The organism is Alicyclobacillus acidiphilus NBRC 100859 (genome assembly GCF_001544355.1).
Taxonomy (GTDB): Bacteria; Bacillota; Bacilli; order Alicyclobacillales; family Alicyclobacillaceae; genus Alicyclobacillus; species Alicyclobacillus acidiphilus.
In genome coordinates this window covers 1-8,592 of record NZ_BCQI01000097.1, presented here as the reverse complement: position 1 = coordinate 8,592, position 8,592 = coordinate 1, and the positions used below count along the sequence as shown (strand labels likewise).

The 8,592-nt window shown below is 55.6% G+C and carries 6 protein-coding genes; 4 read left to right on the top strand and 2 right to left on the bottom strand.

The window, feature by feature from the left end:
• Positions 1-51: 51 nt before the first annotated feature.
• Complete coding sequence (locus AAC01S_RS17505; protein ID WP_067625523.1) at positions 52-1,056, top strand: LacI family DNA-binding transcriptional regulator; 1,005 nt, start codon at positions 52-54, stop codon at positions 1,054-1,056.
• Positions 1,057-1,084: 28 nt separating this feature from the next.
• Here the strand turns inward: AAC01S_RS17505 and AAC01S_RS17500 are convergent, their stop codons facing one another.
• The gene (locus tag AAC01S_RS17500) at positions 1,085-2,539 is read right to left on the bottom strand and encodes a serine hydrolase domain-containing protein (protein WP_067625520.1); all 1,455 of its coding nucleotides are present in this window, start codon (positions 2,537-2,539) and stop codon (positions 1,085-1,087) included.
• Between the two features lie 526 nt (positions 2,540-3,065).
• On the opposite strand from AAC01S_RS17500, the gene AAC01S_RS17495 reads away from it, so the two are divergent.
• The 3 genes from AAC01S_RS17495 to AAC01S_RS17485 all read left to right on the top strand — a co-directional run bounded on the left by AAC01S_RS17495 (position 3,066) and on the right by AAC01S_RS17485 (position 8,279).
• On the top strand, positions 3,066-4,724 hold the full coding sequence (locus tag AAC01S_RS17495) for an ABC transporter substrate-binding protein (protein ID WP_067625517.1): 1,659 nt from the start codon (positions 3,066-3,068) through the stop codon (positions 4,722-4,724).
• A gap of 71 nt (positions 4,725-4,795) precedes the next feature.
• Entirely contained in the window at positions 4,796-6,574 is a 1,779-nt protein-coding gene (locus AAC01S_RS17490) for an L-fucose isomerase (RefSeq protein WP_370670842.1), read from the top strand.
• A 28-nt stretch (positions 6,575-6,602) separates the two neighbouring features.
• Positions 6,603-8,279 carry a ribulokinase gene (locus tag AAC01S_RS17485; protein ID WP_067625514.1) on the top strand — a complete coding sequence of 559 codons (1,677 nt, stop codon included), beginning with the start codon at positions 6,603-6,605 and terminating at the stop codon, positions 8,277-8,279.
• A 95-nt stretch (positions 8,280-8,374) separates the two neighbouring features.
• On the opposite strand, the gene AAC01S_RS19805 is transcribed toward AAC01S_RS17485, so the two are convergent.
• On the bottom strand, positions 8,375-8,592 hold a 218-nt coding region (locus tag AAC01S_RS19805; protein WP_217997862.1), incomplete at its 5' end, for a hypothetical protein.

Here is an 8,592-nt window from a genome sequence, read left to right as displayed (position 1 = left end):
ATCTGGTAAAATGCTTGGAGGCCCATCATGCAGATGGATAGGGGGGTGCGTATGGCTACGCTCAAAGATGTCGCCAAGTTGGCTGGTGTATCAACCATCACCGTTTCCCGGGTACTCAATGGGAGCTACTACGTGAGTGAAGCGACAAAGCACAAAGTCATGGCTGCCGTAGAGCAGTTGAACTATAAACCAAATGCCATCGCACGAAGTCTCCGAAACGCGCGAACAAGCACGATTGGCGTTCTCGTCCCCGATATTTCCAACCCGTATTTCATGTCGCTCATCCGCTCACTCGAAGCGGAGGTGCAGCGGGAAGGTTACCATATTCTCCTCGCCAGTTCGGATGACGATCCGGCAAAAGAAGCGGAAATGCTCGATGTGTTGGAGATGCGGGTCGACGCGATGGTTGTCGCCAGTAGTTTTTCGACGGCGTCTGCGCCGCTTCTGGATCGGGATGTGCCCATCATCTTGGTTGACCGCAAGGTGGAGGGTGCGCATTTCTCCAGCGTGATCGAAGAATGCGAAAAGAGCTCCTATGAGTTGGTAAAACACTTGATTCAATTCGGGCATCGGGATATTGCGATTCTCAACAGTTCTGCCGAAATCAGTACCGCGCAGTCGCGGCAGCAAGGCTATGAGCGGGCGCTGTCCCAGTTTGGCATCGAGCCGAATCCGAATTTCGTCTGCCGAGGACAGTTGACGAAAGAATGGGGTTACCTCATGTGTAAACGGCTCTTTTCCGCGGGTGAACCACAACCGACTGCCATCTTTTGCGCCAACAACTCGCTCACACAGGGCGCACTGCTGGCCATCCGCGAGTTGGGGCTGGCGGTTCCGGACGATGTGTCTTTGGTGAGTTTCGGGGACCTGCCGTTGTCCGAACTGATTGAGCCGCGCATTACGGCGGTGATCCAGAATCCAGAGAACGTGGGGAAGAAGACGTCGGAAATCCTCTTGAAAGAATTGGGCAGAGGCAAGGACGAGGGGGGGTGCGTGGAAGCCCTCGTCCTGCCCACGCATATTCGCCTTGGTGAATCGGTCCGCCCGCTTTACTGAGACCTTGACTTCGCGAACGTTTGGGTTTTCAGTTGGCAAGACGTCCACGCAACGTTTGACGGCGTTCTTCCCAAAACGGAAGATCCAGTTCGATGGATACCATCGCTTCGTCTTCGTCAAAGTGGAAAACCAACCTGTGCTGGAACGGCATTTCTACATATTGCCAAATCACCACAAATGTCGCTTCGTCTCTCCAGCCGCCCCGCGCCGCGAGGATGACTGGGGCTGGCGGTTCCTCGTAAAACCACAGAGGGCTGGTATTGTATATCCAGGCGGTGGACCCGCAGAAAATACGATGCACGTCGCCGTTTTCATCCTCTATCCGCATGGTTGTGCAGTCTGTGGAGAAGGAAAAGGAAATGGAGCGCGCGCGAAGATCGTTTGGCTCCAGAGCGATCGACCGGTCCGCAAATGCCTGCACCGCAGAAGGATGGAAAATATCCCCCTGTTCCACTGGCAATGTCAATGCCGCCAATCGTTCATTCAGGCGACGAGCAGGCATGATTTGCTCGCTGCGCTTCTCCTGCAAACCGGGAAGGATGTGTTCCCACACGGCGTTGAGCGTTGGACGGAGTTGCCGAGAACCGCTGGTCAGCGCCAAAACAAGGTCGTGATCGGGCATAATCAGGCACATTTGCCCAAACGCTCCGTCGAAGCGATAGGCGTTGTGACGGCAGCGCCAAATTTGATACCCATATCCTTGATTCCAATCGTCGTCGGGATCGCTGCCGTTCTCCACCTGCGATCTCGTCGCTTCCGCGATCCACTCCATTGACAGCAGCCGTTCCCCATTCCATACTCCGTTTTGCAAGTAGAGTTGCCCGACTTTTGCCAGATCCATGGTCTTTAAACGCAGGCCGGAGGCACCCAAATTGACGCCGGCGTGGTTCATCTGCCAACGCGGTTGGTCGATGCCAAGCGGATCGAAGAGACGTGGACGCAAGTAGTCGTGAAGCGTCTGGCCGGTGCGGCTCTGGACTATCGCAGCCAACACGTAGCTGGCTCCAGAGTTGTATAAAAAATGCGTGCCTGGTTGGTGCAGGATGGGTGTGGTCAGGAAGATACGCACCCAGTCTCCGTTCGGGTTGTTTCGCATCCGAGTCATCGTGTCTTCGGAGTGGCCGGTGCTCATGGACAGGAGGTGGCGAACCAGGACACCCTCCATGTTCTTGCGGATGTCTGGAGAATCATACGCGGGAAAGAACGACAGGACGGGATCGTCCAAAGACACCAAACCCTCTGCGATGGCCATGCCAACCGCCGTGGATGTGAAGCTCTTGCTGACAGAAAACATAATGTGTTGTAGATAGGAGGCATAGGGCTTCCACCAGCCTTCCGCGACGACAGTTCCATGCCGGACAAGCACGAAGCTGTGAACACCAAGCCGCTCGCATTCGAGAGCGTCGACAAACGACTGGATGGACGCGGATGAGACTCCTTGGGACTCAGGCGTACTGCGAGGTAACTCTGCATGTGCTCTCATTCTGCTTAGAAGCCTCCAAATATTCATATGATAACGATTATCATATTGATGTGAAAGCATGTACGTCAAGCGGAGGGAGTGAATTCATCCGGTTGAAGTGGATACCGAGCGGGATGGCGGTCAGCTTCGCCCCTTCATCGAGGACATCCCCGATTTGTTTCAATTCGTTTGACAACCCATATTTACGAGTGATATGTTAACGATAACATATGTAATCGCTTTCGAGTTTGTGTGTGTTGTGTGCCAGAGGAGAGGAACGTTCACTTGTTGTCGGTTGATGCGGCAACTCGCCGGGAAACGATCGCGTCGATCATCTATTGTATGGCGTGTTCGTGACAACCACGGTGACGCAATACCGTACTGGGCGAAGAGGTGTCACCACCAACCACAGCCAACCACAGCGAGGTGGTTTGAACACTAGGTTCCGGCGATGGAAAGGCGTGTTTCACACCGAGCGGTTCCGGATCTGCTGGCACATTCCTCGCGACAAAGGTCAGCGACTACGATCATTCGAGGAGGATTCATAATGAAAAGGCTTGCAGTGTGGTCCGCATCGCTCGTTCTGACGGCGAGCACGGCGGCGACAGGGGTTGTAATCTCGGTTGCACAGGTGTCCGCGGCGACGGCGGTCCAATCTGGGCCGCCGTTGACCATCGTCACAGCTCCCGGTGGCAACTTCCAGGATAATTTCAATCCATTTTCTTCGGGCAACAGCGGCACCTTGGGTCTTGTTTATGAAACGATGTTCTACTTCGACAATATTTCTGGAAAACAATTCAACTTGTTAGGCACCAAATTCGCGTTCAGCAATGCGGACAAGACGTTGACGGTCACGTTGCATCCCAACGTGAAATGGACAGATGGGCACACGTTCAGCGCTTCCGATGTGGTGTTTACGTTTGACTTGCTCAAGAAGTATCCGGATGCGGACACCAACGGAGTCTGGGGCCAACTCGCTTCGGTTAAGGCGGAAGGTTCTCAAAAGGTTGTGTTCCAATTTAAGAAGGCAGACGTGCCGTTCGCGGAGACGTACGTGCTGGGCGATACGTATATCGTTCCCCAACACATATGGTCCAAACTAGGCGATCCGACGAAAGTCCGCCTCACAAAACCGATTGGAACGGGACCGTTTAAACTCAACTCCTATAGTCCGCAAGTGTACACGTTCGTTCCAAACCAGCAGTACTATTTAGGGGTTCCAAAAGAATCCGAATTGAAGTTTCCCGCGTATGCGAGCAACGCGAGCGCGGATCTCGCATTGGCGGATGGGCAAATCCAATGGGCTGGCGTGAATATCCCGAACGTTCAAAAGGATTACACTTCTCATTCGCCGCACAACCACTATTGGTTCCCACCGAACCAAGTGATGGAGTTATACGCGAATTTAAGCGATCCGTTGTTGAAGCAATTGCCAGTGCGTGAAGCGATTAGTATGGCTCTGGACAGGCACAAAATCGATGTGTTTGGCGAGAGCGGATATGTGCAGCCGGCCGTACCGACCAGTTTGGATCTGCCAAACTACAAGGCTTGGCTGAACCCGAAGCTTCCTGCATCCGGACGCGCCTTTGTTTATAGTCCCGCCAAGGCGATTCAGATTTTGAAACAGGCTGGATACAAGAAAGACGCCAACGGGATCATGGCGAAGGGTGGGAAGGAACTCTCACTCTCGCTGGATGTTGTCTCAGGATGGAGCGATAACGATGAGGATGCGTTGATCATCGAGCAGAATTTAGCTGCCATCGGAATCAAGGTAAAGGTCAACCAACTCCAGTTTGCGAACTTCTACAATGCCATATTGCCGTCAGGCAACACGAAAAAGGACTATCAATTGGCGATCGCGTGGACGCAAACAGGTCCCACCCCATACACGCAGTACTATGACATGTTGGATCCGAAAGGCGGATTTAACGTCTCTGGATTCTCGAACCCTGCCGTCACAAAACTGCTGGACGACTATGCATCCACTGCTAGTATGTCTCGACAAAAAAATGATATCTATCAAATCGAAGACTATCTGGTCAAACAGATGCCTGTTATCCCGCTCTACGATCAGCCAGCTTGGTACGAATACAATGACACGGACTACACGGGATGGCCCAATGCGAGCGATCCATGGATCAATCCCAATCCACAAAACTGGCAGTCGGCGGAAATTATTCTTGAACATCTGAAGCCGCGAAACTAGCCGCGAAACTACCATGGGAAGGCGAAACCTGCCGCCGGGTGGAAGACGACGTAGAAATGGAGATGGGGAGTATGACTGCGACGTCTGTCGTGGGAATGCCGAGGATTGGGATTCGGCCCGTCATCGATGGCCGACGCGGGGGGATACGGGAGTCGCTTGAAGGTGTCACGATGCAGATGGCACATTTGGTTGCCGACTTGCTGTCAACCAGCTTGAAGCATGCAAACGGACAGCCCGTCGAGTGCGTGATCGCAGACACGTGTATCGGCGGGGTCGCCGAGGCGAGTAAGGCCGCCGAGAAATTTGCGCTGCACAACGTGGGCGTCACCATCACGGTCACACCGTCTTGGTGTTACCCGATGGAAACGATGGACATGGATAAGACGATGCCGAAGGCCATCTGGGGATTCAATGGAACTGAACGGCCCGGAGCCGTGTATTTGGCAGCCGCGCTCGCGGCGCACAACCAAAATGGACAACCGGCGTTCAGCATTTACGGACGGGAAGTTCAAGATATCGATCACGTGAGTATTCCGAAAGACGTTCAGGAAAAAATGCTTCGCTTCGCGAAAGCCGGCTTGGCTGTGGCCGCTATGAAAGGGAAATCCTATCTCTCCATGGGCTCGGTCGCAATGGGCATCGCGGGGTGCATAGTCAATGACGATTTCTTTCACGACTATCTCGGCATGCGGACAGAGTATGTAGACATGACCGAGTTTGTGCGACGGATGGAACTGGAGATTTACGATCGCAGCGAATTTCAGAACGCGCTGGCCTGGGTGCGCAGGCATTGTCAGGAAGGGCCTGACGTCAATCCCACCCATTTGCAGCGGTCGCGAGCCCAGAAGGACAAGGACTGGGAGACAGTCGTGAAGATGACGCTGATTGCTCGGGACCTGATGGTTGGCAATGACAAACTGGACGAACTGGGTTACGGCGAGGAAGCCTTAGGTCACAACGCGATCGCCGCTGGCTTTCAAGGGCAGCGCCAGTGGACCGACTATTTCCCAAATGGGGACTTCATGGAGGCGATCCTTAACTCGTCCTTTGACTGGAACGGCGTTCGTGAACCGTACGTGCTGGCCACGGAGAACGACTCACTCAACGCCGTGACCATGCTCTTTGGCCATTTACTGACACAGCGTGCGCAAATCTTCGCAGATGTCCGTACCTATTGGAGCCAACAATCCATCCAACGTGTGACCGGTGTTGAACTGCCACGCCTCGCCAAAGATGGTATCATTCACCTGACGAATTCGGGGCCAGCCTCCCTTGACGGAACGGGTGGACAAGAGCAGGACGGTCAGGCGGTCATGAAGCCGTTCTGGGAGATTGGGGACGACGATGTTCGTCGGTGCCTTGACGCTACGCGATGGTGCCCGGCGGTGGATTTCTTCCGCGGCGGCGGATTCTCGTCCCAATACCTAACCCGCGGCGGGATGCCACTGACGATGGTTCGCCTCAACCTGATCAAGGGACTTGGACCGGTGCTTCAGATTGCGGAAGGGCACAGCGTCGACTTGCCGCAAGAGATTCATGATGTGCTCAACAATCGCACGAATCCGACTTGGCCAACGACGTGGTTTGTACCGCGTCTCACCGGCAAGGGCGCATTTTCCGACGTGTACTCCGTGATGAGCCACTGGGGATCAAATCACTGTGCGCTGTCGTACGGACATGTGGGCGCCGATTTCATCACACTCGCCTCGATGCTCCGCATTCCAGTGGCTATGCATAACGTCGATGATAGCCAAGTGTTTCGGCCAAGCGCATGGCACGCGTTTGGTACGATGGATCTGGAAGGCGCGGATTTTCGGTCGTGCTCCGCGTACGGCCCCTTGTATCGTTGACGGGCTATCGCGAGCGGGAGTGGAGAAGATGGGCGAATATACAATCGGATTGGATTTTGGCACGGAATCGGCACGCGGCGTGATCGCAGACACAGCGACGGGGGAATTGTTGGCGGAAAACAGTGTCGTCTACCCCCATGGTGTATTGTTAGACGCGTTGCCGACGGGAGAAAAGCTTGGGCCCGAATGGGCTCTCCAACATCCTGGCGATTATGTGTATGCGGTGGAGCAATTGGTTCCAAGTTTGCTGCGATCCGCCGGCATTCGCGGTGACAAGATCGTCGGCCTCGGCGTCGATTTCACTTCGTGCACGATGCTTCCGATCGACGAGTGCGGCGATCCGCTGTGTCTGAAAGACCCATGGAGTCGACGGCCGCACAGCTGGCCGAAACTGTGGAAACACCACGCCGCATGGCGCGAGGCGGAGCGCATGACCACACTCGCCGTCGAGCGCGGCGAGCCTTTCCTGCGCCGTTACGGAGGTCGCATTTCTTCCGAATGGATGCTGCCCAAGATCCTGCAAATTTTGCATGAGGATGAACCCATATACCATGCGGCCGACGCGTTTGTCGAGGCGGGCGATTGGCTTGTGTACACGCTCACCGGCCGATTAGTGCGCAATGCCGCGGGCGCAGGCTTCAAGGGCATGTGGCATGGTGTCGAAGGATTCCCTTTGCCCGAGTATCTGCGGGCGTTGCATCCGGCGCTTGGGCGCGTCGCCGAGACCAAGCTCGGCGGTGCCGTGGTGCCCGTGGGCGCCGCTGTCGGCGGGTTGACCGAAGCGACGGCGAAGAAACTCGGGTTACAGGCGGGGACGCCTGTGGCGGCGGCCGTGATCGACGCGTTTGCCGCCGTACCGGGGCTGGGTGTGGCGGAGCCCGGCAAAATGGTGCTCGCCATGGGCACCTCCACCTGCCATATGTTGCTTTCCGCTCATGAAACCTTTGTGGAAGGCATGACCGGCGTCGTCCGAGACGGCATCGTGCCAGGATACTTTGGTTATGAAGCCGGGCAGGCTGCAGTCGGAGATATCTTCGGTTGGTTCGTCGATCACGCCGTTCCCGCATACGTCAGGGATGCGGCGACACAAGCGAACGTGTCCGTTTTCACCTGGCTGGAACGGAACGCCGCCGCGCTTCAGCCTGGAGAGAGCGGGCTGGTGGCGCTCGACTGGTGGAATGGCAACCGCTCCATCCTGTCCGACGCCTCGCTGTCGGGGGCCGTTATCGGTTACACGTTGTCGACTCGGCCGGAAGAAGTGTATCGGGCCTTGTTGGAGTCCACCGCCTTTGGTACGCGGGTGATTGTGGAACAGTTCGAACGAGCGGGGCTGGCTGTGGAGACGCTTCACGTCGGCGGCGGGATCGCCCAGCGCAACCAATTGTTGATGCAGATATATGCGGATGTGACGGGGAAGACGGTGTATGTGCCAAGCGTTCCAGAAAATGTTGCGCTTGGCGCGGCCGTCTTCGGGGCAGCGGCTCGATCCGGCGGCGGAGCGAAGGAGGTGACTGCCGCGATTCGGAACATGGCGCGGCACCATCAGACTGTCTACCGTCCGATTCTGGAGAACCGAGTCGCCTACGACCAATTGTACAGCCTATATCGATCCGCCCATGACTATTTCGGCCTGGCGCAAAAGCGGTTGATGCACGAATTGCGGCTGCTTCGCGACGAGGCGAGATCGCGGCAGGTACACGATTGATGAATTCAAACGCGGCCCGCCGCCCTGCGATCCGCGTTGTGCGCGCCACACGTGTGCCTCCGATTCGTCCAACGGACAGATGTTCTAGGGCTTCATCAGGATGGATTGCACTTGATTTGCAACTGTGGTACACTTCTTTCTACCACTTCTGATGGTTGCGTTGTTTCCAGCCGCACATACCCGGTCGTCGAATCCTCTTTGTTCTTCACCTTGTGCATAGCGCGTTCGACACGTGAGATGTCAAATTGACAATGAAGATTTGAACGTGGTATGGTGACTGGGTTGCTTGCGATGTCGATCACGTTGACAAAAA

Coding starts and splice junctions, on each gene's coding strand:
- AAC01S_RS17505 (WP_067625523.1), top strand. CDS start 52: ATGGCTACGCTCAAAGATGTCGCCAAGTTGGCTGGTGTATCAACCATC.
- AAC01S_RS17500 (WP_067625520.1), bottom strand. CDS start 2,539: ATGAGAGCACATGCAGAGTTACCTCGCAGTACGCCTGAGTCCCAAGGA.
- AAC01S_RS17495 (WP_067625517.1), top strand. CDS start 3,066: ATGAAAAGGCTTGCAGTGTGGTCCGCATCGCTCGTTCTGACGGCGAGC.
- AAC01S_RS17490 (WP_370670842.1), top strand. CDS start 4,796: ATGACTGCGACGTCTGTCGTGGGAATGCCGAGGATTGGGATTCGGCCC.
- AAC01S_RS17485 (WP_067625514.1), top strand. CDS start 6,603: ATGGGCGAATATACAATCGGATTGGATTTTGGCACGGAATCGGCACGC.